General features: G+C 61.4%; 1 protein-coding gene. It reads right to left on the bottom strand.

Features of this window, described 5'->3' with window-relative positions:
* Positions 1–222: 222 nt before the first annotated feature.
* A complete protein-coding gene (locus IBX53_RS16030; RefSeq protein ID WP_290911357.1) occupies positions 223–1,542 on the bottom strand; it encodes an IS1380 family transposase in 1,320 nt (439 codons plus the stop codon).
* Between the last annotated feature and the right edge of the window lie 131 nt (positions 1,543–1,673).

Here is a 1,673-nt window from a genome sequence, read left to right as displayed (position 1 = left end):
GTCCAGGCGGCCCGTTCCGCCGGGGCCGGCATGCAACGCAGCAGGGCCCGCCTAGCCCGAATATTTCACCAGCGCCGCGAAGTGGGTCTGCTGAATGAGCAGGTCAGCGTTTTACGCCGGTTCCAGCAAGAATTGGTCACTTTTTGATCGATAGCCCGGCGTCGAGACGCACTTCCCCCTACCCCCATGTCTTTTCTGTGCCGGGGACAGCACGCCGCGACGCTATCCCGGCACCAGCTTGCTGGCCAACTTCAGGAAGAGGTCTTGCTCCGGGTACTGACTGCTCAGCATTAGCCGGATGGTGCGCGTGTTGCGGGTGATGACGGCACCGATCTTCAGCAGCTTCAGGCGGATGGTATTGACCTGGGCCTGGGCGAAGGCGGTGCGCTTGAGGTAGACCCGGCGTAGCCGTTCCAACAGCAGGTAGGCCAGCCCCGAGAGCAGCAGCCGATACTGGTTGGGCCACCATTCGTGGCAGCTGGTGCGGTCAGAGAACAGTAACTGCTGCTCCTTGATGCGGTTCTCCATCTCGCCCCGGGCGCAGTAGCGATTGTCGTAGAGCCATTCTGCGCTGCAGCCGCGCAGGTTGGTGACAACATAGCGCGTGTTGAAGCCACGCCGGCTGGTCTCGGATTTGACGATCACCTTTCGTCGACGATCCTTCCAGCTCTTGGCAGCGTACTCGATGAAGCCGAAGACACGCTCCTTCTCCCGGGTCTTCTCGAAGCGGATGGCCGACGCGTAGTCGATGTCCAGTGCCAGCTTGGCCAGGCGCTTGTTGCCGGCGAGGCCGATGATGTAATCGACGCCGTGGCGGTCGCACCAGTTGAGGATCAGCGGACGGCAGAAGCCGCTGTCGCCTCGGAACACGATCTTCACGTCGGGCCACTCCTGGCGCAGCCGCCGGACCAGCAGGGCGAGGATGGCGCCCGCGTGGTGAGCGGCATCCCGGTAGGCCGGGCGAAGGTAGCTGACCAGCAGCTGGTCGCCACAGAACACGAACAGCGGCAGGAAGATGTAGTGGTCGTAGTAGCCATTGAAGTGCCGCCCGAGCTGCTGGCCATGCACCCGATCGTCGGTGGCATCGAAGTCGAGATAGAGCGGTTTCTTGGGTGGCCGCCGGAAGGAGCGGATGAACTGCTCGATCATCTCCTCGTGAATGGTGACCGCCCAATCCCGGTCGGCTTGCTGCTCGAAGCGACACAAGGTGGACTGACTGGCCAGCACGCCGTCAGTGTCGACGGCGGTCTGCAGGGCGATGTCATGGCGCAGGGCATGGTGGTCGTTGAGATCCTCGTAGCCCAGCGCCAGGCCGAACACGCGCTGCCGAACCAGGGTTTCGGTGCGATGCAGACAGCGTTGAGGGTCGCGCGCATCGCTCAGCCGGCGAGCAATAGAGCGGGTCAGGCCCATCTCTCGGTCGAGCTGACGCAGCAGCAGGATGCCGCCGTCGGAGGTGACGTCACCCCCATCGAAGCTGGCGAGAATTTGACGGCCTTTGCAGCGTGGAAAGGCGGCGGTGGGTATGGTACATTTTGTCATGGCGGCTGTGTCGGCTAATTCTTGGTTAGGCTCTTGAATTATAACCGATTTTCAGCCGCTTTTTTCATTTCTGGTGCAATTTCCGGGCTAGAGCTTCTGAGTTATCGATCATATGAGTTCTCCTTTTAAAT

Origin of the sequence: Halomonas sp. (assembly GCF_014859505.1) — a bacterium.
Lineage (GTDB): Bacteria > Pseudomonadota > Gammaproteobacteria > Pseudomonadales > Halomonadaceae > Halomonas.
This window is presented reverse-complemented; position numbering and strand designations above follow the sequence as displayed.